Source organism: Mycobacterium sp. ELW1 (assembly GCF_008329905.1).
In the GTDB taxonomy this organism is placed as follows: domain Bacteria; phylum Actinomycetota; class Actinomycetes; order Mycobacteriales; family Mycobacteriaceae; genus Mycobacterium.
In genome coordinates, this window is the sequence record NZ_CP032155.1 from 890,612 (window position 1) to 912,892 (window position 22,281).

22 protein-coding genes are annotated in these 22,281 nt (G+C 67.3%); 16 read left to right on the forward strand and 6 right to left on the reverse strand.

Features of this window, described 5'->3' with window-relative positions; all coding sequences use genetic code 11:
• Positions 1-11 precede the first annotated feature (11 nt).
• The 3 genes from D3H54_RS04120 to D3H54_RS04130 are packed head-to-tail and all read left to right on the forward strand — an operon-like array spanning position 12 to position 2,847.
• Positions 12-266 carry a DUF3253 domain-containing protein gene (locus D3H54_RS04120; RefSeq protein ID WP_149377978.1) on the forward strand — a complete coding sequence of 85 codons (255 nt, stop codon included), beginning with the start codon at positions 12-14 and terminating at the stop codon, positions 264-266.
• A gap of 29 nt (positions 267-295) precedes the next feature.
• Positions 296-1,861, forward strand: coding sequence for a long-chain-fatty-acid--CoA ligase (locus D3H54_RS04125; RefSeq protein ID WP_149377979.1), 1,566 nt, complete (start codon positions 296-298; stop codon positions 1,859-1,861).
• Positions 1,861-2,847: an o-succinylbenzoate synthase gene (locus tag D3H54_RS04130; protein WP_149377980.1), complete on the forward strand. Its 987-nt coding sequence runs from the start codon at positions 1,861-1,863 to the stop codon at positions 2,845-2,847. Before D3H54_RS04125 ends, D3H54_RS04130 begins: the two co-directional genes overlap by 1 nt.
• A 26-nt stretch (positions 2,848-2,873) precedes the next feature.
• Here the strand turns inward: D3H54_RS04130 and D3H54_RS04135 are convergent, their stop codons facing one another.
• A complete protein-coding gene (locus D3H54_RS04135; protein WP_149377981.1) occupies positions 2,874-3,428 on the reverse strand; it encodes a TetR family transcriptional regulator in 555 nt (184 codons plus the stop codon).
• Between the two features lie 78 nt (positions 3,429-3,506).
• Here D3H54_RS04135 and D3H54_RS04140 point away from each other — a divergent pair, with 78 nt between their 5' ends.
• The 9 genes from D3H54_RS04140 to D3H54_RS04180 all read left to right on the forward strand — a co-directional run bounded on the left by D3H54_RS04140 (position 3,507) and on the right by D3H54_RS04180 (position 12,736).
• On the forward strand, positions 3,507-4,382 hold the full coding sequence (locus D3H54_RS04140) for an SDR family oxidoreductase (RefSeq protein WP_149377982.1): 876 nt from the start codon (positions 3,507-3,509) through the stop codon (positions 4,380-4,382).
• Positions 4,383-4,417: 35 nt separating this feature from the next.
• A complete protein-coding gene (locus D3H54_RS04145; protein ID WP_149377983.1) occupies positions 4,418-5,218 on the forward strand; it encodes a serine/threonine-protein kinase in 801 nt (266 codons plus the stop codon).
• Positions 5,219-5,296: 78 nt separating this feature from the next.
• Positions 5,297-6,787: an amino acid permease gene (locus D3H54_RS04150; protein WP_149377984.1), complete on the forward strand. Its 1,491-nt coding sequence runs from the start codon at positions 5,297-5,299 to the stop codon at positions 6,785-6,787.
• A 72-nt stretch (positions 6,788-6,859) separates the two neighbouring features.
• Positions 6,860-8,005: an LLM class flavin-dependent oxidoreductase gene (locus tag D3H54_RS04155; protein ID WP_149377985.1), complete on the forward strand. Its 1,146-nt coding sequence runs from the start codon at positions 6,860-6,862 to the stop codon at positions 8,003-8,005.
• Between the two features lie 61 nt (positions 8,006-8,066).
• Positions 8,067-9,014 (forward strand): GlxA family transcriptional regulator, encoded by a 948-nt coding sequence (locus D3H54_RS04160; RefSeq protein ID WP_149377986.1) that lies wholly within the window; start codon positions 8,067-8,069, stop codon positions 9,012-9,014.
• 11 nt (positions 9,015-9,025) lie between these two features.
• Positions 9,026-9,769 (forward strand): DJ-1/PfpI family protein, encoded by a 744-nt coding sequence (locus D3H54_RS04165; protein ID WP_149377987.1) that lies wholly within the window; start codon positions 9,026-9,028, stop codon positions 9,767-9,769.
• Positions 9,766-10,554 carry an alpha/beta fold hydrolase gene (locus D3H54_RS04170; RefSeq protein WP_083118252.1) on the forward strand — a complete coding sequence of 263 codons (789 nt, stop codon included), beginning with the start codon at positions 9,766-9,768 and terminating at the stop codon, positions 10,552-10,554. Before D3H54_RS04165 ends, D3H54_RS04170 begins: the two co-directional genes overlap by 4 nt.
• Before the next feature lie 35 nt (positions 10,555-10,589).
• Positions 10,590-12,215 (forward strand): 2-succinyl-5-enolpyruvyl-6-hydroxy-3-cyclohexene-1-carboxylic-acid synthase, encoded by a 1,626-nt coding sequence (menD, locus tag D3H54_RS04175; protein WP_149377988.1) that lies wholly within the window; start codon positions 10,590-10,592, stop codon positions 12,213-12,215.
• 20 nt (positions 12,216-12,235) lie between these two features.
• The gene (locus D3H54_RS04180) at positions 12,236-12,736 is read left to right on the forward strand and encodes a DUF3592 domain-containing protein (RefSeq protein ID WP_286199103.1); all 501 of its coding nucleotides are present in this window, start codon (positions 12,236-12,238) and stop codon (positions 12,734-12,736) included.
• Here D3H54_RS04180 and D3H54_RS04185 read toward each other — a convergent pair.
• On the reverse strand, positions 12,697-13,359 hold the full coding sequence (locus D3H54_RS04185) for a DsbA family protein (protein ID WP_149377990.1): 663 nt from the start codon (positions 13,357-13,359) through the stop codon (positions 12,697-12,699). The genes D3H54_RS04180 and D3H54_RS04185 overlap by 40 nt on opposite strands.
• 90 nt (positions 13,360-13,449) lie before the next feature.
• Between D3H54_RS04185 and D3H54_RS04190 the strand changes: the two genes are divergently transcribed.
• On the forward strand, positions 13,450-14,580 hold the full coding sequence (locus tag D3H54_RS04190) for a glycosyltransferase family 4 protein (RefSeq protein WP_149377991.1): 1,131 nt from the start codon (positions 13,450-13,452) through the stop codon (positions 14,578-14,580).
• Positions 14,581-14,898: 318 nt separating this feature from the next.
• On the opposite strand, the gene D3H54_RS04195 is transcribed toward D3H54_RS04190, so the two are convergent.
• Positions 14,899-15,723, reverse strand: coding sequence for an SDR family oxidoreductase (locus D3H54_RS04195; protein WP_149377992.1), 825 nt, complete (start codon positions 15,721-15,723; stop codon positions 14,899-14,901).
• A gap of 56 nt (positions 15,724-15,779) precedes the next feature.
• Here D3H54_RS04195 and D3H54_RS04200 point away from each other — a divergent pair, with 56 nt between their 5' ends.
• Positions 15,780-16,466 carry a demethylmenaquinone methyltransferase gene (locus D3H54_RS04200; protein ID WP_149377993.1) on the forward strand — a complete coding sequence of 229 codons (687 nt, stop codon included), beginning with the start codon at positions 15,780-15,782 and terminating at the stop codon, positions 16,464-16,466.
• A gap of 6 nt (positions 16,467-16,472) precedes the next feature.
• Here the strand turns inward: D3H54_RS04200 and D3H54_RS04205 are convergent, their stop codons facing one another.
• Positions 16,473-18,038 (reverse strand): phytoene desaturase family protein, encoded by a 1,566-nt coding sequence (locus D3H54_RS04205; protein ID WP_149377994.1) that lies wholly within the window; start codon positions 18,036-18,038, stop codon positions 16,473-16,475.
• Between the two features lie 93 nt (positions 18,039-18,131).
• Positions 18,132-19,352 carry a menaquinone reductase MenJ gene (menJ, locus tag D3H54_RS04210; RefSeq protein ID WP_149377995.1) on the reverse strand — a complete coding sequence of 407 codons (1,221 nt, stop codon included), beginning with the start codon at positions 19,350-19,352 and terminating at the stop codon, positions 18,132-18,134.
• 20 nt (positions 19,353-19,372) lie between these two features.
• On the opposite strand from menJ, the gene grcC1 reads away from it, so the two are divergent.
• Positions 19,373-20,380 (forward strand): nonaprenyl/(2E,6E)-farnesyl/geranylgeranyl diphosphat synthase, encoded by a 1,008-nt coding sequence (gene grcC1 / locus D3H54_RS04215; protein ID WP_210419649.1) that lies wholly within the window; start codon positions 19,373-19,375, stop codon positions 20,378-20,380.
• Between the two features lie 74 nt (positions 20,381-20,454).
• Positions 20,455-21,321 (forward strand): zinc metalloprotease HtpX, encoded by an 867-nt coding sequence (gene htpX, locus D3H54_RS04220; protein WP_149377996.1) that lies wholly within the window; start codon positions 20,455-20,457, stop codon positions 21,319-21,321.
• A gap of 34 nt (positions 21,322-21,355) precedes the next feature.
• Here the strand turns inward: htpX and D3H54_RS04225 are convergent, their stop codons facing one another.
• Positions 21,356-22,267 carry a mechanosensitive ion channel family protein gene (locus D3H54_RS04225; protein ID WP_149377997.1) on the reverse strand — a complete coding sequence of 304 codons (912 nt, stop codon included), beginning with the start codon at positions 22,265-22,267 and terminating at the stop codon, positions 21,356-21,358.
• Positions 22,268-22,281: the final 14 nt, after the last annotated feature.

Consider the following 22,281-nt stretch of genomic DNA (forward strand, 5'->3'; position numbering starts at 1 on the left):
AGGGCGTCTCGATGACTGACGTGGGCAAGCAGCTGCGCTCGGCGATCCTCACGATGACAGCCGAGCGGGCCCCGCGGACGATTTGTCCGTCCGACGCCGCCCGGGTGGTGGACCCCGATCACTGGCGTGAGTTGATGGATGCGGCTCGCGATCTCGCCCGCGAGCTGGCCAGGAGCGGGGATGTCGTGATCACCCAGAAAGGGGAGGTGCTCGACCCGGATGGGGAGTGGCGTGGACCCATCCGGATCCGACGAGCCGGCACCTGAACTTTTGCCGGCATGGCAATCTGGCTCGTATGCAACCACCCGAACCACGCTTCCTCGATGACCGGCCGGCGTACTGGGCCGAGCACAAGCCTGATGGTCAGGCCATCAGTTACCTGGACCGCAGTTGGACCTGGGCGCAGTGGGACGACCGGATCCGGCGGCTGGCAGGCGCTCTGGTGGAGCGCGGCATCGGCCGCGGCGACGTGGTGGCATTCCTGGACAAGAACCACCCGGCCTGTGTCGAGCTGCAGCTCGCCGCTGCCTCGCTCGGCGCCGCCACCGCCGTGATCAACTTCCGGCTGGCCGCCGATGAGATGGACTACGTCCTCAATGACTCCGGCGCCAAACTGCTGATTGTCGGCACCGAACTGATGGGCGCTGTCGACAAGATCCGCGACAAGCTGACCAATGTCTCGGAGGTCATCGAGGTCACGCCCGACGGCGCGGACGGCGACGGGTACGAGGCCCTGCTGGCCGCGGCCACCCCGGTAGGGCGGCCCGCCGAGGTCGATCCCGAGGATGCCGCTTTGGTCATGTATTCCTCGGGCACCACGGGCCGGCCCAAGGGTGTGGTTCTCTCGCACCGAAATGTGTTGGCGCACACGATGAACGCTGCGACGTTCGAGTTCGGCGACGACGACAAGAACATGGTGGCGATGCCGTTGTTCCATGTCGGTGGGTCCGCCTACGTGCAGTACAGCATTCACGCCGGTGTCCCGACGATCATGACGCGCGAGGCTGACGGTGCCTCGCTTGCCGGAGCGCTCCTGCAGGGTGCCAACCGAACTTTCCTGGTGCCCGCGGTGCTGGGCAAGGTGCTGGAGTCCGGCGAGGACGCGGTCAAGCTGTTCAGCGCGCTGCGGACCTTCGTGTACGGGGCTTCCCCGATGCCGCCCGCGCTGCTGAAATCGGCCCTGAAAGCCTGGCCCGACACCGATTTCATCCAGGTGTACGGCCTGACCGAGGTGTGCGGCGCGATCACCCAGCTCTCCCCGGAGGTGCACCGCGACGACTCCCGGCCGGAGCGGCTGATCAGTGCCGGGCAGCCCTCGCGGGAGGTGGAGGTCCGGGTTGTGGACACCGACACCCTGGCTGAGGTGCCGGTCGGTCAGCCCGGCGAATTATGGTTCCGCACACCGCAGCTGATGAAGGGCTACCACAACAAGCCGGAGGCCACCGCCTCGACCATCACCGAGGACGGGTGGTTCCGTTCCGGTGACATCGGCCGCGTCGACGAAGACGGCTTCATCTTCGTCGAGGACCGCCTCAAGGACATGATCATCTCCGGCGGCGAGAACATCTACTCCGTGGAGGTCGAGCGGGTGCTCACCGATCATCCTGCGGTGCTCGACGCCGCGGTGTTCGGTGTCCCGGACGAGAAGTGGGGCGAGTCGGTCAAGGCGGTCGTCGAACTGTCGCTCGGCGGTACGACGTCCGAGGAGGAGCTGATCGCCTGGTGCCGGGAGCGGCTGGCGCACTACAAGTGCCCGCGCAGCGTGGAGATCTCGCCGGCGCTGCCGCGCAACCCGACGGGCAAGCTACTCAAGCGCGACCTGCGCAACCCGTACTGGGAGAACCGCGGCCGCGCGATCTGATGGCGGTGGAGCTGGACGACCTGCTGGATCGGTTGCATGTTCTCGCGCTGCCGATGCGGGTTCGGTTCCGCGGCATCATGGTTCGCGAGGTGGCCTTGATCGACGGGCCTGCGGGCTGGGGTGAGTTCGGCGCGTTCGTCGAGTACGAACCACCCGAGGCCGCGCACTGGTTGGCCTCCGGTATCGAATCCGCCTACCGTGCACGGCCTTCCGTTGTCCGCGACGTGGTACCGATCAATGCGACGGTGCCCGCCGTGCCGGCCGAGCAGGTGCCGGAGGTGTTGGAGCGATTTCCCGGGACGCGTACCGCCAAGGTGAAGGTGGCCGAGCCGGGCCAGACGCTGGATGACGACGTCGCCCGGGTGAACGCGGTGCGCGCGGTGATCCCGACAGTGCGGGTGGACGCCAACGGCGGGTGGACCGTCGAGCAGGCTGTGGCCGCCGCGGCCGCGCTGACCGCCGACGGTCCGCTGGAATACCTTGAGCAGCCGTGCAAATCGGTGGCCGAACTGGCCGAAGTGCGCAGCCGGGTTGACGTCGCGGTGGCCGCCGACGAGAGCATCCGCAAGGCAGCCGACCCGCTGGCGGTGGTGCGCGCGCGGGCAGCCGATATCGCGGTGCTCAAGGTGCCGCCGCTCGGTGGGGTGCGGGCACTGTTGGACATCGCCGCCGAGATCGACATCCCGGTGGTGATCTCGAGCGCGCTGGATACCGCCGTCGGCATCGCCGCCGGCCTGACCGCGGCGGCGGCACTGCCGCGGCTGGAGCATGCCTGCGGGTTGGGGACCGGCGGATTGTTCGTCGAGGACGTCGCGGAGATCACCTTGGTCGATGGCGGCCTGCCCGTCGGTGATGTGGTGCCGGATCCGGCGCGCGTGGCCGCGCTCGCCGCGCCGGCCGAGCGCCGTGACTGGTGGATCGAGCGGGTGCGCGTGTGCCACGCCCTTCTCGCCCAAACCGACAAACGGGCGAGCAATCGCGAGTAGATCGCTGCAGAACGTCGACCTCGACGCTAGAAACTGCCCTTCAACTCCGCGACAGCGCGGCGGACGAAGTGAGCCAGGTCGTGCGTGTCGTCGGCCAGCCACTGCTCGAAGGCCAGGTGGAACACCGCGGCGCCGGCCTCGGCGGTCAGGCGTGCGGTGGTCTCCGGGACACCGCGGCTCACCAAGCCGTCGGCCATCGCGGCGGCCAGTGCGGATCGTTTGGACAGCTCGCGTTCCTGCAGAGCGGGATTGGCGTCGATCACCGCTTGCCGCAGCCGTGATGCGTCCCGGCGATAGCCGAAAGTCGCGCCCAACGCCTGTAGCGCTGTGCTGACCGCATCCAGGGGGGCAAGTGAATCGGGCGCTTCTGCAACGCCTTTCGTCAACTGCTCCAATAGCTGGGGCTGGCCGCCGAAGAGCACTTCGCGCTTGTCGGCGAAGTAGCGGAAGAACGTGCGCTCGGTCAGACCGGCGCGCTCGGCGATCTCCGCCACCGTCGTCTGGTCGAATCCGCGCTCGGTGTAGAGCGCCATGGCCGCCTGGTGCAGGCGGCCCTGCGCATCCGGCTCCCAGCGGCCCATGCGGGAATTTTAGCGGGATGACAGTTGCTGACATCAGCGCTAGTGTTCGATGACAGCGACTGACATGGAGGTAGTCCCATGAAAATATTCGTCACCGGAGCATCCGGCTGGGTCGGCTCGGCCGTGGTGCCCGAGCTGCTGGCCGCCGGACACCAGGTGCTCGGTCTGGCCCGCTCCGACAAGTCCGCCGACGCGGTTGCCGCTGCCGGCGCCGACGTCCACCGCGGCGACCTCACCGACGTCGGCAGTCTGCGCAGCGGTGCCACGGATGCCGATGCCGTCATTCACCTGGCCTTTCACCATGACTTCGACAACTTCACCGACGCGGGCGAACTCGACCGCGCCGCGATCACCGCCCTTGGTGAGACCCTGGCTGATTCTGGCCGGCCGCTGGTGGTCACCAGCGGCACGGCCGGGCACGCGCCGGGGCAGGTTCTCCGCGAGGACCAGACCGCCAACCCGCAGTCGTTGCGCGTCTCCGAGCAGGCCGCGTTGGCGTTCGCCGACCGCGGTGTGCGGGTGTCGATCGTGCGACTCGCGCCGTCGGTCCACGGCAACGGCGACTACGGGTTCGTCCCGCACCTCGTGGGAATTGCTCGCGAGAAGGGTATTTCGGGCTACGTCGGCGACGGTGCAAACCGATGGTCGGCCGTTCATCGTGACGACGCCGCACACCTGTTCCGGCTCGCAGTCGAAGGTGCGCCTGCCGGAACCGTGCTGCACGCGACCGGCGAGGAAGGTGTTACCACCCGCGCGATCGCCGAGACCATCGGTCGCGGCCTCGGCGTTGCGGTCACCAGCGTCCCGGCCGAGAACGCGATGGATCACTTCGGCTGGATCGCTGGGTTCTTCAGCCTCGACATGCCGGCCGGCAGCGCCGTCACCCGCGAGCGGTTCGGCTGGCAACCCACCGGCATCGGATTGCTCGAAGACATGGAGCAGCACTACTTCTGATGGAAGGGCGGTCCGCTGAAATATAGGCTTGCCGTGTGCTGCGCCCTGGTGATCAGTTCGCCGGCTACGTCGTCGACCGGATGCTGGGGCGCGGCGGCAACGCGATGGTCTATCTTGCCCATCGGCAGTCCGAACCCGCCGTTGCGCTGAAGATCCTGACCGATGTGCATCGCGACCCCGCGGCGTTGGAACGTCTGCGACGCGAATTCGACATCGCCAGCGGCCTGCACCACCCGCACATCGCGGCGATGTTCGACCGCGGACCTGACTGGCTCACCATGCAATATGTCGCCGGGGGCAATGCGACCGCTCTGGCATCGTTGGCTGACAAGCTGTCGGCGCTAGCGCAGATCGCCGATGCGCTTGACTACGCACACAGCGTGGGCGTGGTGCACTGCGACATCAAACCCACGAATATCCTTGTCGCTGAAGATTTTCTGGATGGCGGTGCGGTCCTGATCGATTTCGGAGTGGCCCACGTTGCGGGCGAGCAGTGTCCTCCGATGGCTGCCCGCCCGTCCCACGTGCAAGCGTCGTTACCGTACGCAGCACCAGAGTTGTTGACCGGGTCACCGCCGTCGCCGGCGACCGATGAATACGAGCTTGCCTGCACCGCAGTCGAATTGATCGCCGGCGCTCCGCCGTTCACGGCCGCCACCCCGATGGGACTTTTCGACCGCCACCTTCATCACCCGCCGCCGCGGCTGTCATACAGGATCGATTGGGTGCCGCGCGCGTTCGACTCCATCCTGGCGAAAGCAATGGCGAAGCGTCCCGAGGCCCGATACCAGACGTGCACGGAATTCGTCACGTTGATCACGCGAGCGCTGACGTGACACCCGGGAAACGTTGTGTAACCGAGGTTTAACCGCAGGTGAGTTTGGGGTAGGGCGCCAGCTGGATATTCCCGGGCAATGGGAGCGCCAACTACATACGACAATTCCGCGTTGGCCCACGAGGATGTCGGCTATCACAAGGGGCTCAAGCCCCGGCAGTTACAGATGATCGCGATCGGAGGCGCGATCGGCACCGGCCTGTTCATGGGTGCCGGTGGGCGCCTGCATACGGCAGGCCCGGGACTGTTTATGGTCTACGCCGTCTGCGGCGTGTTCGTCTTCTTCATCTTGCGCGCACTGGGAGAGCTGGTACTCCACCGGCCGTCGTCAGGGTCTTTCGTGTCCTACGCCCGAGAGTTCCTGGGGGAGAAGGCGGCTTACGTGGCCGGCTGGATGTACTTCTTCAACTGGGCGTGCACGTCGATCGTTGACGTGACTGCGATCGCGCTCTACATGCACTATTGGGGCGCCTTCAAGGCAATCCCGCAGTGGACCATCGCGCTCATCGCCTTGGTGATCGTGCTGACCGTCAACATGATCTCGGTCAAGGTCTTCGGCGAGATGGAATTCTGGGCCGCCCTGATCAAGGTCGTCGCACTCGTCACGTTCTTGGTTGTCGGCATCGTGTTTCTCGCGGGCCGCTTCACCGTAGAGGGTGCGACCAGCGGACCATCGATCATCGCCGACCACGGCGGGATCCTGCCCACCGGTCTTCTGTCGTTGGTGGTCATCACCTCGGGCGTCATATTCGCTTATGCAGCAGTCGAATTGGTCGGCACGGCCGCGGGGGAGACGGAGAATCCGGAGAAGGTCATGCCAAAGGCCATCAACTCGGTGGTGTTCCGCATCGCGGTGTTCTACGTCGGATCGCTGATCTTGTTGGCGCTCCTGCTGCCGTACACCACCTACAAGCAGGGCGAGAGCCCGTTCGTCACATTCTTCTCTCGCATCGGGGTCCCGGCTGCCGGCACGATCATGAACTTCGTCGTCCTGACCGCGGCGCTCTCGAGCCTCAACGCGGGCCTGTATTCCACCGGCCGGATCCTGCGGTCGATGGCGATGAACGGGAGCGCACCGCAGTTCACCGGCCGGATGTCCAAACGCGGCGTGCCCTTCGCCGGTATCGCGCTCACCGCCTGCTTCACGGTGGTCGGCGTGTTCCTCAACCTCGTGGTTCCGGCCGAGGCGTTCAACATCGCGCTGGACCTCTCCGCGCTCGGCATCATCGCATCGTGGGCGACGATCGTCATCTGCCAGATCCAGTTGTATCGCTGGTCGAAGAAGGGGATCTTGAGCCGGCCGGCGTTCCGCCTATGGGGGACGCCGTATACGAGCTACGCCACGCTGGCGTTCCTGGCCATCGTCACCGGACTGATGTGTTACGAAAACTACTGGAATCTGGTGGCCATCGTGGCTCTCGTCCCGCTGCTGACGATCGGCTGGTATGCGGTCCGCGGCCGCGTGCTGGCAATGGCACAGGAGCGCGTCGGGTACACCGGCGACTACCCGATCTCCGCGGAGACCCCGCTGATGGACGAGTATTTGCGCGAGGATCGCGAGCCCCGCTGACGCGCAGCCGAAGCGGGATTTAAGTAGGTCACTACGCAAGTCGGCCGTGGCGGTCGCCCCGACACTGAAGCGATGTCAGCGCTCCGCGTCGGAATAATGGACCCCATTGTGGCGGCACGCCCCACGGTCGATTTCCTCACTAAAGCCAACTACGCGGCCGCGGCCGCCGCCCGGGTTGACTCGTTCTGGGTGCCCGATCACCTGAATTCGCTGTTCCCGCGCTCCCTGTGGAACAACCCGAAGTACTGCGGCGGGGCCACCCTGCTGCCGCGCGGCGACGCGTACCTGGAGCCGTGGACCATGCTCGGCAATATCGCCGCCCGCAACCGCGCATGCCTTCGACTCGGCATCGGCGTGACCGACACGGGCCGGCGCAATCCGGCCGTCACCGCGCAGGCAGCGGCCACCCTGCAACTGCTGACCCGCGGCCGCGCGATCCTCGGCATCGGCAGTGGCGAACGAGAAGGCAACGAACCCTACGGCGTGGAATGGTCCAAGCCGGTGGCCCGGTTCGAAGAAGCCATGGCGACCATTCGGGCGTTGTGGAATTCCAAGGGGGAGTTGGTGAATCGCGACTCCCCGTTCTTTCCGCTGCGGAATGCGATCTTCGAGCTGCCGCCATACAAGGGCAAGTGGCCAGAAATCTGGATCGCCGCGCACGGTCCGCGGATGTTGCGCGCGGCCGGTCGCTATGCCGACGGGTTCTATCCGGCGTTTCCGCACACGCCGCAGGAATACGCGCAGCGGCTCGAGGCCGTCCGCACCGCAGCTTCTGACGCAGGGCGCGATCCGATGTCGATCAAGCCGGCGCTCTGGTTGATGACATTGGCCGCCCGGAACCAGGACGACCTCGCCGAGGCGCTCGAGTCCGAAGTGGTCCGAGCGGCGGCACTGAATGCTCCCGATCACTTCTACGCCCGCCACGGCGCCCACCATCCGCTCGGCATCGGCTTCACCGGCGCGCAGGACATCCTCCCGCAGGACATGGATGAGCAGACGGCGTTGTCGCACGTCAAAGCGATCCCTGCTGAGGTGGTGCGCGACTGCCTGCTGTGTGGGACGCCCGAGGAGATCGTCGACCGGGCGGCGCAGTGGCGGGATTGCGGCGTCGAGTACGTGGTGCTCGCGAACATCGGGCCGTTGCAGCGCAGCCTGCGTAAAGGCGCGGCGTCGATGCTGCCGCTGCTGCAAGCCGTGCGGCGCCTCAAGAAGCTGTGATGTCCTGATTTGTGGGGTGCATGGCCTAGACGCCATCGCCGGATGCCTCGACACTGAACGCATGGCGCGATCGGTGGTGATCCTCGGGTTTCCCGGCGTCCAGGCCCTCGACCTGGTCGGGCCACACGACGTATTCACCGGCGCCGCGCTGCTCACCGAGGGCGGATACCGGGTCAGCGTCGCCTCCCGCGACGGCAGCCCGGTGAGCACGCCGACAGGCCTGGCCTTCGTCGCCGAGGCGATGCCCGAACCCAAGGACATCGACACCCTGATCCTGCCCGGCGGCTCCGGCGTCGACGATGCCCGCGAGGACCCTGCCACCATGGCCTGGATTCGTACGGCCGCGGCCAACTCGCGCCGCGTCGTCAGCGTGTGCACCGGCTCGTTCCTGGCCGCCCAAGCCGGTCTGCTCGACGGGTGCCGCGCCACCACGCACTGGGCGTTCGCCGATCGGATGGCCCGCGAGTTCCCAGAAGTGACCGTCGACCGCGAGCCGATTTTCCTGCGCAGCTCGGCCACGGTGTGGACGGCGGCCGGGGTGACAGCAGGCATCGACCTGTCCCTGGCGCTCGTCGAGGATGACTACGGCACCGAGGTCGCCCAGACCGTCGCGCGCTACCTGGTCTTGTTTCTCCGGCGGCCCGGCGGTCAGACCCAGTTCGCGGCGCCGGTGTGGATGCCGCGCGCCCGCCGCCAACCCATCCGCGAGGTGCAGGAGGCCATCGAGGCCGAACCCGGTGCCGCCCACAGCATCACCGAGCTGGCCCGCCGCGCCGCCATGAGTCCACGGCACTTCACCCGGGTGTTCACCGACGAGGTCGGCGAGGCTCCCGGCGCCTACGTCGAACGCGTGCGCACCGAAGCCGCCCGCCGTCAGCTCGAGGAGACCGACGACACCGTCGTCACCATCGCCGCGCGCTGCGGTTTCGGTACGTCGGAAACGTTGCGGCGCAATTTCATTCGACGGGTCGGCGTCTCACCCGATCAATACCGCAAAACGTTCGCATAGAGGAGAATGTCATGCAGATCGCCATCGTGCTCTATCCCGGTTTCACCGCCCTGGATTTCATCGGCCCCTACGAGGTGCTGCGCTGGCTGCCCGACGCCGAAATCCGCTTCGTGTGGTACCAGCCCGGTCCGATCACCGCCGACTCCGGCGTGCTCGTCGTCGGCGCCACCCACTCGTTCGACGAAACACCCTCTCCCGACGTCATTCTCGTGCCCGGCGGGATGACGACGATCGAGCACTCCCGCGACGAGAAGCTCCTCGACTGGGTGCGCCAGGCACACCGGACCGCGACCTGGACGACGTCGGTGTGCTCCGGTTCGGTGATTCTCGCGGCGGCGGGATTGTTGAAGGGCAAGCGGGCGACGTCGCACTGGGCGGCGCTGACCGCGCTCAAGGCGCTCGGCGTCACGCCGGTCAAGGACGAACGCGTGGTTCACGAAGGGGACATCGTCACCAGCGCCGGGGTGTCGGCCGGCATCGATCTCGCGCTGTGGCTGGCCGGACAGATCGGCGGTGAGGAGCGCGCCAAGGTGATCCAGCTGTCGATGGAGTACGACCCGCAGCCACCCTTCGACTCCGGGCACATGTCGAAGGCGTCGGCGACCACCAAGGCCTCCGCTGCCGCGCTGATGGCCAAGGATCTGGCGACGCCCACCCAGCTCAAGGCGATGACGTCACTGCTGTGGTCCGGCGCCATCGACGCCGCGCGGTCGAAGGCACGGCGGAAACGGGGTCGCGTAGCCTCTGCCAGGTGATCAACCTGGCCTACGAGGACAACGGCTCCGGCGATCCGGTGCTGTTCATCGCCGGCACCGGCGGCGCCGGCCGAACCTGGCACATCCACCAGATTCCGCGGTTCCTGGCGGCGGGCTATCGCTGCGTCACGTTCGACAACCGGGGCATCGGCGCCACCGAGGAAGCCGGCGATTTCACGCCGGAGCAGATGATCGCCGACACCGCCGCCCTCATCGAGGACGTGATCGGCGGACCCACCCGGATCGTGGCCATCTCGATGGGCGCCTACATCGCCCAGGAGCTGATGCTGACCCGCCCGGAGCTGGTCACCCAGGCCGTGCTGATGGGCACCCGCGGCCGTCTCGACCGCACCCGCAAGTCGTTCCGGGCCGCCGACGTCGAGCTCACCAAGGCCGGCATCCAGCTGCCTCCCGCGTATGCGGCGAAAGTGCGTGTGCTGGAGAACTTCTCACCCAAGACCATCAACGACGAGAAGGCGATCGGCGACTGGGTGGAGATGTTCACCGCCTTCCCGATCAAGCGCACTCCCGGCCTGCGGGCCCAGCTCGAGGTGTATCCCAAGGACAACCGGCTGGCCGCTTACCGTTCCATTACCAATGAGGTGCTGGTCATCGGGTTCGCGGACGACCTGCTCACCCCGGCGGCGCTGGGCCGTGAGGTCGCCGACGCCATCCCCAACGGCCGATACGTGCAGATCGGGCACACCGGCCACCTCGGATTCCTGGAGCGCCCGGACACCGTGAACAACGCGATGCTGGACTTTTTCGCAGGCACTCTCGTCTGATGTCGAGCCCGATCGACGTGTGACACGCTGTAGTAATGAACCCATCGACGGCTCAGGCCCGCGTCGTCGTCGACGAATTGATCCGCGGCGGCGTCCGCGACGTGGTGCTCTGCCCGGGTTCCCGTAACGCCCCGCTGGCCTTCGCGCTCTCCGACGCAGACCGGGCCGGCCGGCTTCGGCTGCACGTCCGCATCGACGAGCGCACGGCAGGCTTCCTGGCGATCGGGCTTGCGGTCGCCGAGCGCGCCCCGGTATGCGTCGCGATGACCTCGGGCACCGCGGTGGCCAACATGGGTCCGGCCGTCGTCGAGGCCAATTACGCCCGGGTGCCGCTGATCGTGCTATCGGCCAACCGGCCCTACGAGCTGCTGGGCACCGGCGCCAACCAGACCTTCGAGCAGCTCGGCTACTTCGGCACCCAGGTCCGCGCGTCGATCAGCCTGGGCCTGGCCGAAGGGGGCCAGGACAAGCTCGACTCGCTCAACGCGCAGTGGCGCTCGGCCACCTGCCGGGTGCTGGCCGCGGCCACCGGCGCACGCTCGGCCAACGCAGGCCCGGTCCAGTTCGACATTCCGCTGCGGGAACCGCTGGTTCCGGATGCTGACTCAGGTGCGGCCACGATCCCGCCCGGCAGGCCGGACGGCAAGCCCTGGACGTACAGCCCGGCGGTGGCCTTCGACCAGCCGCTGCACATCGATCTGACCCCCGACACCGTGGTGATCGCCGGGCACGGCGCCGGTGTCCACCCGAACCTGGCCGCGCTGCCGACGGTCGCCGAGCCGACCGCCCCGCACGCCGCCAACCCGCTGCACCCGCTCGCGCTGCCGCTGCTGCGGCCCCGCCAGGTGATCATGCTGGGCCGCCCGACGCTGCACCGGCCGGTGTCGACGCTGCTGGCCGACCCGTCGGTGCCGGTGTTCGCCCTGACCACGGGTCCCCGCTGGCCCGACGTATCCGGCAACTCCGCGGCCACCGGCACCCGAGCCGAGACCAGCGGCACGCCCGACCCGGCGTGGCTGCAGCGCTGCGCGGAGGTCAACGCGCACACCATGGCGGCGGTGCGCCAGCAGCTGGCCGCTCACCCGCTGACCACCGGCTTGCACGTCGCGGCCGCGGTGGCCGCCGCGGTGCGCCCGGGGGACCAGCTGGTGCTCGGCGCGTCCAACCCGGTCCGTGACGCGGCCCTGGTCGGGCTGAACACCGAGGGCATCAAGGTGCGCTCCAACCGGGGAGTGGCCGGTATCGACGGCACGGTGTCGACGATCATCGGCGCGGCATTGGCGCATACCGGCCGGACCATCGGTCTGATCGGGGACATGACGTTCGTGCACGACAGTTCGGGGCTGCTGATCGGCCCGACGGAGCCGACGCCGAAGAACTTGACGATCGTGGTGTCCAACGACAACGGCGGCGGCATCTTCGAACTCCTCGAGCAGGGCGACCCGCGGTTCTCGGATGTGTCAGCGCGGATCTTCGGCACCCCGCACGATGTCGACGTCGGCGCGCTGTGCCGGGCGTATCACATCGACGCCCGCCAGATCGAGGTCGACCAACTCGGCGGCGCGCTCGCCGAACCCTTCGAGGGCATGCGGGTTCTCGAGGTGAAAGCCGACCGGTCGTCGTTGCGACAGTTGCACGCCGCGATCCGGTCGGCGCTGTGATCGCGCGCCTCCTATCGTGGGTGAAACCGGCCCTGCCCCGGCGCGAGCCGGACGTCGTCGACACCACACGGCGGAAAGTGCTGCGCTGGAGCAAGTGTGCGGTGTGGATCCTCATCGGTCTGGTCACGCTGCAGTCGCTGCTGCTGGTCGCCGGTGCGTGGCGCAACGATCGGCAGATCGAACGCAACATGGGTGTCGCGCAGGCCGAGGTCCTCTCGGCAGGCCCGCGCCGCTCGACGATCGAGTTCGTCACCCCGGACCGCGTCACCTACCGCCCCGAGCTCGGTGTGCTGTATCCCTCCGAGCTGGCCGAGGGAATGCGCATCTACGTCGAGTACGACCGCAATGACCCGGATCTCGTTCGCGTGCAACACCGTACGGCTGCACTCGCGATCATCCCGGCCGGCTCGATCGCGGTGGTGGCGTGGTTGATCGGTGGGCTGGTCTTGACGGGTCTGGTTCTGCTGGAACGCCGGGTGAATCAGGTCGACATCAGCTTGGACAACCAGTTGTTGTCGTAGATGTCGATTTTCTCGTTGGTGTTGAGGTCGAACACCGTTGGGGTGCCGGTGTCGATGGCGTCGATCTCGTAGAGATATTCGAAGTTGGTGTCCGCCATTTCCTGGATGTCCAACGCGGGCTTGCCCGCCCGCATCGCGTCGACGGCAGCGGCGGGCAGCCCGCTTTCGCGAGCCATGTCGGCGATCTGAGCGTCGCTGGGCCCCTTGCCGTGCGAATCCTGGTGGCCCCAAAGGTCTTGCACGAACGCCTGGAATGCCTTACCTGACGTGTTCGGACCCGCCGCCAGGAACATCGCATTGCTCACCCGGTCGGAATAGCCGCCGGGCTTGTCATCAAGAAATGTCAACGGGCGGTACGTGACGGCGAGCTGGCCGAGGTTGATGTAGCGGGCCAGCTCGTCACCGAAATCCTTCTGCAGATCGGCGCAGTGGCTGCACTGAGGTTCGGTGTACAACTCGATGTGGACCCGCGCGTCCGGGTCACCGGCCACGATGCCGAAACCGTCCTTGCTCAGGGCCGTCCCCGGCCCGCGCGGATCCACCTGTGCCACACCGGCAATTTCTCTGCTACAACCGGTGGTCAAGATGACCAGCGCCACCACGAGCACAGACCAGAACCGCATGCTCGCACGGTACCGCGTTCCACCTGGTTTTCGTGTCGTGTATGCCCGGGCGCAACCTCGCTGACAAGCGCCGGTGGCATCCTGAAGTTCGTGCGCGTTGCCATTGTCGCCGAGTCCTTCCTGCCGAACGTCAACGGAGTGAGCAACTCGGTGCTGCGGGTGCTCGAGCATCTCCGCCGCACCGGCCATGAGGCACTCGTGATCGCCCCGGACACCCCGCGTGGTGAACCGGCGGCCGAACGGATCTACGACGGGATCCGGGTGCACCGGGTGCCGTCGCGGATGTTCCCCAAAGTGACGTCGCTGCCGCTGGGGGTGCCGCGGCCACGCATGGTGGGGGTGCTGCGCGGCTTCGATCCGCATGTGGTGCATCTGGCCTCGCCCGCGTTGCTGGGGTACGGCGGCCTGCAAGCCGCCCGGTACCTCGGGGTGCCGACGGTGGCGGTGTACCAGACCGACATCGCCGGATTCGCCCAGAGTTACGAGATCGGCGTCGCCTCGCGCGCGGCCTGGGCCTGGAACCGGCATCTGCACTCACGAGTGGACCGCACGCTGGCGCCGTCCACTGCGGCGATGGAAGACCTTGCCACCCATGGCATTCCGCGGGTGTTCCAGTGGGCCCGCGGTGTCGACGTCACCGGCTTCGCGCCGTCGGCGCGGAGCAACGAGCTGCGGGCGCGCTGGTCACCGGCGGGCAAGCCGATCGTCGGCTTCGTCGGGCGGCTCGCACCGGAGAAGCACGTGGAGCGGCTGGCGGTTCTCGCGCGCCGCGACGACCTGCAGCTGGTGATCGTCGGCGACGGTGTCGACCGCGACAAGCTCCGCGCGCTGATGCCGTCGGCGGTGTTCACCGGGGCGCTGTACGGCGAGCAACTGGCCACCGCCTACGCGAGCATGGACGTCTTCGTCCATCCCGGCGAGCACGAGACGTTCTGCCAGGCCGTGCAGGAGGCGATGGCGTCGGGTTTGCCGGTCGTCGCGCCGAACGCCGGTGGCCCTCGGGATCTGGTGGCGCCGTACCGAACCGGACTGTTATTGACGGTCGCGGAATTCGAAGCGCGCCTGTCGCAATCGGTCGATCATCTGCTCGACGAGCGGGCGCGCTATTCGCTCGCCGCTCGCCGCAGTGTGCTCGGCCGGACGTGGCCGGCGATCTGCGACGAGTTGCTGGGCCACTACGAAGCGGTGCGGATCAATGGGCGACGACGCAGAGCGGCGTGAGTCTGGTGCCACGCCAACGACTTTCCTTAATTGTTCCTGCGAAACCTTTTCATAGCCTGTGAGCGGGCGCACACTTGAACGCAAGCGGGGGAACGCTGAATGCCAGTAAGTGCCAATGACAACACCACCTCTCCAAGACCTGGGGGCGTCCGAATGAACGACGCGTCGTATCGCCAAGATCTCAGCGAATTCGCACTCGAACTCCGTAAGTTGGCTTACACCATGCCTGCTGGGCATGAGGACCGACTGATCCACCTCAGCGAACGTATGGCGAGTCGTGCGCGTCAATTACCGAGAGTCGACGCGCACGCGATCTGATCAGCCCTGGGCCTCGACGGCGACCGGCTGCCACTGCTCCCAGTTGGCGATGCGGCTTTCGTAGTCGGCCTTTGCGGTCTGTAGCGGTGACTCCCCGAAGAACACCCGCAGCGGGGGAGTCGGCGCGTCGACGACTTTGAGAATCGCCGACGCCGACGCCTTCGGGTTGCCGGGCGCAGACCATCGTTGCTTGCGAGCCTCGTCGACCTGGCGGTGCAGTTCTGCGTAGTCGGGCAGTTCGGCCGAGCGCTTCGAGGACGAGCCGGACCAATCGGTGTCGAACCCGCCCGGCTCGATCAGTGTGACGTGGATGCCGAACGGCGCGACCTCCTGGGCCAGCGCCTGCGAGAAACCTTCGAGCGCCCACTTCGACGCGTGGTAGATACCGACGAGCGGGAACGCGGTGATGCCGCCGATCGACGACACCTGGATGATGTGGCCACTGCCCTGAGCCCGCAGATACGGCAGCGCGGCCTGGGTGATCCACAGCGCGCCGAAGACGTTGGTCTCGAGCTGGTCGCGCGCATCGCTCTCGGAGAGTTCCTCGATGAAGCCGAAGTGACCGTATCCGGCGTTGTTGACGACGATGTCCAGCCGCCCGAAGTGGTCGTGCGCCCGCGCAACGGCGGCGAAGTCGGCGTCCCGGTCGGTGACGTCGAGCTGGATCGGCAGGATGGCGTCGCCGTACTGGTCGACCAGGTCGGACAGGGTGTCGGTGTTGCGCGCCGTGGCAGCGACCTTGTCGCCGCGGTCCAGGGCGGCGATCGCCCACTCCCGGCCGAACCCGCGCGATGTCCCGGTGATGAACCACACTTTTTCGCTCATGCGTCTAGCCAACGCATCGACAGGCGAAGCATTCCCGCTCGGGTAGCGTCGGCACCGTGAGCCGCGCGACGCTGGACAAGGATCCCCGCGATGTGGCGTCGATGTTCGACGCCGTCGCGCGGCGGTACGACATCACCAACACCGTGTTGTCACTGGGGCAGGACCGCGCCTGGCGGCGGGCGACCCGGTCGGCGCTGGGCATCGGGCCCGGCGACCGCGTGCTCGACCTCGCGGCAGGGACCGCGGTGTCGACGGTCGAGTTGGCCCGCTCCGGAGCGTGGTGTGTGGCCGCGGACTTCTCGGTCGGCATGCTGCGGGCTGGTGCCGCACGGCCCGTGCCGAAGGTGGCGGCCGACGCGACCAGGCTGCCGTTCGGCGATGCGGTGTTCGACGCGGTGACGATCAGCTTCGGGTTGCGCAATGTCGTCGACCATCCGGCGGGCCTGCGGGAGATGGCGCGGGTGACCCGCCCCGGCGGCCGGCTGGTGGTGTGCGAGTTCTCCACCCCCGTCGTGCCGGTGTTCTCGACCGTCTACAAGGAGTACCTGATGCAGGCGCTGCCGCGGGTGGCCCGCGCGGTGTCGAGCAACCCGGACGCGTACGTCTATCTGGCCGAGTCCATCCGGGCCTGGCCCGATCAGGCGGCACTGGCCCGGCAGATCCGCGACGCCGGCTGGTCGGACGTGCGGTGGCGCAACCTGACGGGCGGGATCGTCGCGCTGCACTACGCCGTCAAGGCCTGAAGAACGCTAGCGGCCGGCGTCTTCCAGCACCTGATACCCGGCGTTGTAGCCGGGGATGAACGTGATGCCCGGTCCGCCGTGGCAGCCTGCACCACCCAGGTAGAGGCCTTCGATCGGGATCGGCTCGTCGATGAACCCCTTGGGTCCCGGCCGGTTGACCCCCATCAGCTCGGGCTGCAGCAGCCCGTGGCAGAAGTCGCCGTTGGGCGCGGCGAACATGGTGTTCATGTGATACGGCGCGAACGTGATGTCGCGGATCAGGATGTCCTTGAAGTTCGGGGCGTAGCGGGTGATCTTGTCGACAACGCGTTCTGCCATCACGGTTTTCAGGTGACCATGCTGATCGCGCGGGGCCTCGATCGGGAAGCCGTAGGCGTACACGCTGGCGGCGTGCTTGCCCTCCGGCGCCATCTCGGGATCGCCGACCGTGGGCATCTGGATCGACAGCGCGGGGTTGTCCGGCACTTCGCCGCAGCGGGCCATCTCCCACTGGCGCTGCTGTTCTTCCGGTGAACCGAACATGCCCACCGACATCTGCATGCCGGGCTCGTTGAGGAAGTCGTAGGGCGCGGCGTACTGGGGCAGCCCGTCCAGAGCGAAGTGGATCTGCATGAACGACGCCCGGTGATCGCGACCGCCGAGCCGTGTCACCAGCGACGACGGAAGATGGTCGACGCCAACAAGATCCAGCAGCGTGGTCTCCGGGGCGAGGTTGGACACCACGATCGGCGCGTTGATCACCTCGCCGTCTTTGAGGCGCACCCCGGTGACCTTGCCGTCCTCGACGAGGATCTGTTCGACCTTGGTGCGGTAGCGCATCTCCCCGGCGGCGTCGACGAACAGGTCTCGCAGATGCTCGGCGAGCACGCCGATTCCGCCCTTGAGTTTGGTGGTCATCGGGCCGCCCTCCGGGGGCATGGCCATCGCGAACGCCAAACATGTTGCGCTGCCGGGGGTGTACGGGCCGCGGTAGGTGGAGTTCACCGCCAGGAACGCCAGCATGCCGCGGATCACGGAGTGCTTTTCCTTGTCGGGCAGGAATCGGTCGACGACGTCCATCGCCGATCCGAACAGCATCTCGTGGATGGCGCGCCGCTCGTTTTCGTCTGCGGCACAGGCATACATCTCGTCGATGGTCTTCGGCAGCGCCAGCGCGTCGAAGCGGCCCAGGGCCTTACCAGGGCCGGCGCTCCAGGCGTACAGGTTGGCCATGGCCATCACGGCGTCCATGCCGTGCTTCTCGTTGAGATGGTTCATCATCGCCATCGGGTCGCTGTGGAAGACCATTGCTTCCTCGCCGTTTTCCCCGAGGTTGACCGACATGATCTCCGAGGAGATGGTCGGCAACGTGTCCAAGCCGAGCTCGCTGTTGATCTTCTGCGCGGTGGGGAAACGCACCGACCCGGCGATCTCGAATTTGAAGCCGTCGATCAGCTCGACGGTGGCCGACATGCCGCCGCTGTAGGTGTTGGCCTCCAGGCAGAGCGTGCGAAAGCCGGCTCGTTGCAGCACCACCGCTGCGGTCAGACCGTTGTGTCCGGCCCCCACGATGATCGCGTCGTAGTCACTCATGCGGCGGAGCTTATGCCGCAACCGCCGCGATGTGAAGAAGTTTTGTCAAATTTGTCACTTCTGTGCGTCGCCGGTTCTGCACCGCGGTCACGGTCAGCTGAACGGCTTGCGCGGATCCAGGATTCGCGATCCCGCACCCGCCACGCGCCAGGCCCGGGCCACCAGGTCGGCGTCGTCGTCGGTGACCAGGTTGCCCATCACCCGCACCGCGATGCCCATCAGCCGCGACGAGCGCATCGCGACCGGCCCGGTCAGCGGCAGGAAGCGCGGCAGCGTCAGCAGCAACCCCAGCCGGCGGGCCACTGAGAAGCCGCGCCCGTAGTGGGCCTGCAGCATTGCGGGCCACGCCGAAGACAGGTCGCCGGAGCCCAGCATCTCGGCGGCCATCCGCCCGGTCTCCAGCCCGTAGTCGATGCCCTCGCCGTTGAGCGGGTTCACACACGCCGCCGCGTCGCCGATCAGCACCCAGTTGGGCCCGGCCACGCCGGACACCGCCCCACCCATCGGCAACAGTGCCGACGACACCGCCCGCGGCGGGCCGTCGAATCCCCATGACGCCCGCTTCAGGTCGGTGTAGTGCTTGATCAGCGGCCGCAACGCCACGTCGGCGGGCCGCTTGGCCGTGGCCAGCGCGCCGACGCCGATGTTCACCTCGCCATTGCCCAGCGGGAAGATCCAGCCGTAGCCGGGCAGCACCTGCCCGTCGACGGAACGCAGCTCGAGATCCGAGGAGATCCAGGGCTCCGAGGAGCGCGGCGACGCGAGGTATCCACGAACCGCCACCCCGTACACCGTCTCCTGATGCCACGCCCTGCCGAGCACCCGCCCGAACGGGGAGCGCGCGCCGTCGGCCACGATCACCCAGCGGCATGACACCCGAGACCCGTCGGCCAGCACCACCGCATCCACGTGACCGCGCGAGTCGCGTGATACGTCAACGGCTTTCACGCCGAGCAGCATCGACGCGCCGGCGTCCTCGGCGACCTTGCGGATCCGGTCGTCGAGTTCGGTGCGCGGCACCGCCGAGCCGCCGGACGGAAACGACGGCCCGGGCCACGGAACCTCGACGTCGGCGCCGAACCCCGACAGGCGCAGCCCGTGGTGGCGGATGTGGCCGTCGAGCCAGTCGCCGAGCCCGAGTCGCTGCAACTCGAGCACCGCGCGTGGGGTGAGTCCGTCGCCGCAGGGCTTGTCGCGGGGGAACTCCGCGGCGTCGATGACGAGCACGTCGTGGCCGCGCCGGGCCGCCCAGGCGGCCGCCGCCGAGCCGGCCGGCCCGGCCCCGACGATGACCACGTCTGACCGCAAGTCCATGCCCCCAGTATGTTGGCAGGGTGAGTACTCCGGCCACGGTGGTAGCAGGGGTGGACTTTGGTGATCCGGCTTTCGCCAAGAGCGTCCGCGACGGGGTAGGTCGTGTCGAAGAGCTCATGAGCACCGAACTGCGTGGCGGTGACGAGCTGATGACCGAAGCCGTCGTGCACCTGTTCGAGGCCGGCGGCAAGCGCTTCCGCCCCCTGTTCACGGTGCTGTCCGCGCAGATCGGCCCTGAGCCCGATGCCTGGCAGGTCACGGTGGCCGGCGCGGTGATCGAGCTGGTGCACCTGGCCACGCTGTATCACGACGACGTCATGGACGAGGCGCAGATGCGGCGCGGGGCGCCCAGCGCCAACGCCCGCTGGGGCAACAACATCGCGATCCTGGCCGGCGACTACCTGTTCGCGACGGCGTCGCGGCTGGTCAGCCGGTTGGGTCCGGACGCGGTCCGGATCATCGCCGAGACGTTCGCACAGTTGGTCACCGGTCAGATGCGCGAGACCAAGGGCAACACCAACGGTGTGGATCCGGTCGACCACTACCTGAAGGTGATCTACGAGAAGACCGCCTGCCTGATCGCGGCGTCGGGCCGCTTCGGAGCCACCTTCGCCGGCGCCAACGACGACCAGATCGAGCGGCTGAGCCGGCTCGGCGGGATCGTGGGCACCGCGTTCCAGATCTCCGACGACATCATCGACATCGACAGCGATCCCGACGAGTCGGGCAAAACCCCGGGCACCGACCTCCGCGAAGGCGTGCACACGCTGCCCGTCCTGTACGCGCTGCAAGAGACCGGTCCTGACGCCGACCGGCTGCGTGAGCTGGTGAAGGGCCCGATCGAGGACGACGACGCCCTGGCCGAGGCGCTCGCGCTGTTGCGTGCCGGTGACGGCATCGCCAAGGCCAAGGCCACCGTGCAGCGTTACGCCGAACAGGCCGGCGAGGAGCTGGCCGGTTTGCCTGATGGACCTGGCCGTCGCGCACTGGCGTCACTGATGGACTACACGATCAACCGGCACGGCTGACGGCGTCGCGGAACCTCACGGTCGGTTCGAGGCGTTAACCTCCCGGAGAGTGCGTTTGCTCGTAGGAGGAATTGATGACTTGGCATCCGACCGCCAACACGTTCAAGACGTTCGCGCTGCTTGTTGGGATGTCGGCGCTGATCGTCTTCCTCGGTTCGCTGTTCGGGCGCAACGTGATGTTCCTTGCGCTGGTCTTCGCGATCGGCATGAACGTCTACGTGTACTTCAACTCCGACAAACTCGCGCTTCGCGCCATGCACGCCCAGCCGATCACCGAGGTGCAGGCGCCGCAGATCTACTCGATGGTCCGCGAGCTGGCCACCACGGCGCACCAGCCGATGCCGCGGCTGTACATCAGCGACACGGCCAACCCGAATGCGTTCGCCACCGGTCGCAATCCGCGCAACGCGGCGGTGTGCGTCACCACCGGAATCCTCAACCTGCTCAGCGAGCGTGAACTGCGTGCGGTGCTGGGCCACGAACTGTCGCACGTCTACAACCGCGACATCCTGATCTCGTGTGTGGCCGGCGCGCTGGCCTCGGTGATCACCGCGCTGGCCAACATCGCCATGTTCGCCGGGCTGTTCAGCGGCAACAATCGCGAAGGCGGTCCCAATCCCTTTGCACTGTTACTGGTTTCGCTGCTCGGTCCGATCGCTGCCACGTTGATCCGGATGGCGGTGTCCCGCTCGCGTGAGTACCAGGCCGACGAGTCCGGAGCTGAACTGTCCGGCGATCCGCTGGCGCTGGCGTCGGCCTTGCGCAAGATCAGCGGCGGAGTGGAGAACGCACCGCTGCCACCCGAGCCGCAGCTGGCCGACCAGGCGCACCTGATGATCGCCAGCCCGTTTCGGTCCGGGGAGAAGATCGGCAAGATGTTCTCCACCCATCCGCCGATCGCCGACCGGATTGCGCGACTCGAGAAGATGGCCGGCCACTAGCCTTCCGGCGGGCGGGAGCGAAGCGACCCGGGGACTAGCTGGTCGACGCGACCTTCTCGACGTTGGTCTTGGCGGCGTTCGGGCTGACGATGCCTTCCTGGCGCAGCGAGCGCAGCACCATCGCGCGCAGCTGGCGGCCTACCTCGAACTGCTTGCCCGGCAGGGTACGGGCCACCATGCGCAGGTTCACGGTGTCGACCTTGATGCTCTCGACACCCATCAACGACGGCTCGTCGAGCAGCAGCTGATCCAGGCGTTTGTCGGAGGTGGCGGCCGCTGCGACGTCGTGGAGCACGTCGTTGACCTTGTTGAGGTCGGCGGTCGTCGGCACCGGGATGTCGACCACCGCCCGCGCCCAGTCCTTGGACAGGTTCAGCGCCTTCACGATCTGCCCGTTGGGGATGGTGAACACCTCGCCGTCGCTGGTGCGCAGCTTGGTCACCCGCAGGGTGACGTCCTCGACGGTGCCTTGAGCTTCGGCCGAGGATCCGCTGACCGTCAACGCGACCAGGTCACCGAAGCCGTATTGCTTCTCGGTGATGATGAAGAACCCGCTGAGCAGGTCCTGGACGATCCGCTGGGCTCCGAAACCGAGGGCGGCACCCAGGACGGCGGCCGGGGCGACCAGCGAGCCGATCGGCAGGCCTAGCTGGTCGAATACGTCGACCGCGACCACGGTGTAGAGGATGGCGATCGCGACCGATGAGATCACCGAGGAGACGGCGGCGCGGTGCTTGGCGCTCTCCGATCGAACCAGTTCGTCGCTGGTGTTGAGACGCCGCGCGATTTTGGCGGCAACCCAGTTGATCAGCCGGGTGCCGATCAGCGCGGCAATGATGACCAGGACGATGTGCAGCCCTTTGGTGCGAAGCCAGTCGCCGAGACTGCCGTTCCAGAAGTCGTGCCATTGATTGGCGGCCAGGTACGTCGTTGTCAGTGAGTTCATAGTCCTTACGCGAA

Coding starts and splice junctions, on each gene's coding strand:
- D3H54_RS04120 (WP_149377978.1), top strand. CDS start 12: ATGACTGACGTGGGCAAGCAGCTGCGCTCGGCGATCCTCACGATGACA.
- D3H54_RS04125 (WP_149377979.1), top strand. CDS start 296: ATGCAACCACCCGAACCACGCTTCCTCGATGACCGGCCGGCGTACTGG.
- D3H54_RS04130 (WP_149377980.1), top strand. CDS start 1,861: ATGGCGGTGGAGCTGGACGACCTGCTGGATCGGTTGCATGTTCTCGCG.
- D3H54_RS04135 (WP_149377981.1), bottom strand. CDS start 3,428: ATGGGCCGCTGGGAGCCGGATGCGCAGGGCCGCCTGCACCAGGCGGCC.
- D3H54_RS04140 (WP_149377982.1), top strand. CDS start 3,507: ATGAAAATATTCGTCACCGGAGCATCCGGCTGGGTCGGCTCGGCCGTG.
- D3H54_RS04150 (WP_149377984.1), top strand. CDS start 5,297: ATGGGAGCGCCAACTACATACGACAATTCCGCGTTGGCCCACGAGGAT.
- D3H54_RS04155 (WP_149377985.1), top strand. CDS start 6,860: ATGTCAGCGCTCCGCGTCGGAATAATGGACCCCATTGTGGCGGCACGC.
- D3H54_RS04160 (WP_149377986.1), top strand. CDS start 8,067: ATGGCGCGATCGGTGGTGATCCTCGGGTTTCCCGGCGTCCAGGCCCTC.
- D3H54_RS04165 (WP_149377987.1), top strand. CDS start 9,026: ATGCAGATCGCCATCGTGCTCTATCCCGGTTTCACCGCCCTGGATTTC.
- menD (WP_149377988.1), top strand. CDS start 10,590: ATGAACCCATCGACGGCTCAGGCCCGCGTCGTCGTCGACGAATTGATC.
- D3H54_RS04185 (WP_149377990.1), bottom strand. CDS start 13,359: ATGCGGTTCTGGTCTGTGCTCGTGGTGGCGCTGGTCATCTTGACCACC.
- D3H54_RS04195 (WP_149377992.1), bottom strand. CDS start 15,723: ATGAGCGAAAAAGTGTGGTTCATCACCGGGACATCGCGCGGGTTCGGC.
- D3H54_RS04205 (WP_149377994.1), bottom strand. CDS start 18,038: ATGAGTGACTACGACGCGATCATCGTGGGGGCCGGACACAACGGTCTG.
- menJ (WP_149377995.1), bottom strand. CDS start 19,352: ATGGACTTGCGGTCAGACGTGGTCATCGTCGGGGCCGGGCCGGCCGGC.
- htpX (WP_149377996.1), top strand. CDS start 20,455: ATGACTTGGCATCCGACCGCCAACACGTTCAAGACGTTCGCGCTGCTT.
- D3H54_RS04225 (WP_149377997.1), bottom strand. CDS start 22,267: ATGAACTCACTGACAACGACGTACCTGGCCGCCAATCAATGGCACGAC.